This window comes from Pseudomonas sp. EA_65y_Pfl1_P113 (assembly GCF_963970525.1).
GTDB classification, from domain to species: Bacteria; Pseudomonadota; Gammaproteobacteria; order Pseudomonadales; family Pseudomonadaceae; genus Aquipseudomonas; species Aquipseudomonas tritici.
This window is the reverse complement of sequence record NZ_CAXAQM010000654.1, coordinates 1-437: the sequence shown is the minus strand read 5'-3', so window position 1 is coordinate 437 and position 437 is coordinate 1. Positions and strand designations below refer to the sequence as shown.

Genomic DNA, 437 nt, shown 5'->3' with positions numbered 1-437 from the left:
ATGCGCGGCATCATCAGTCGGGAACAGGTCGTCCCAGACCGTAGACGTTCCATGCTCGTTTTCGACCTCAAGCGACCAGCCCGGCTCATTTTCCAACCGGATGATGTTCACTCTCACGGTGACGCCCTGCTCGGTGACGAAACCAGACAGGCTCGAGGTGACGATGTTGGGATCGCGTTCGTGCATCACTCTTTCCTCATGCTTTGACTGCGGTTTTAGCAGCGGTGCCTTCGAGCGCCTTGTAGAGCGCGGTTTTGCCGACCTTGAGGCGCGTGGCCGCTTCGCGAACCGTCAGCCCTGCCGCGATATGATTGCGCGCCTTACGTAATTTGTCAGGCGTGATGACCGGACGCCGACCGCCAAGGCTCCCCCGTTCCCGCGCAGCCTTCAATCCGGCGTTGGTGCGCTCGCGGATCAGGTCGCGCTCGAACTGGGCG

General features: G+C 61.3%; 1 protein-coding gene and 1 pseudogene. Both read right to left on the bottom strand.

The genetic code is table 11. The annotated features are described in order from the left end of the window. Window positions 1–186: hypothetical protein (locus tag AACY52_RS31575; RefSeq protein WP_339561590.1), on the bottom strand; the 186-nt coding region annotated here is incomplete at its 3' end. A gap of 10 nt (window positions 187–196) precedes the next feature. Continuing rightward, window positions 197–437, bottom strand: a pseudogene (locus AACY52_RS31570) (recombinase family protein); the annotation flags it as partial.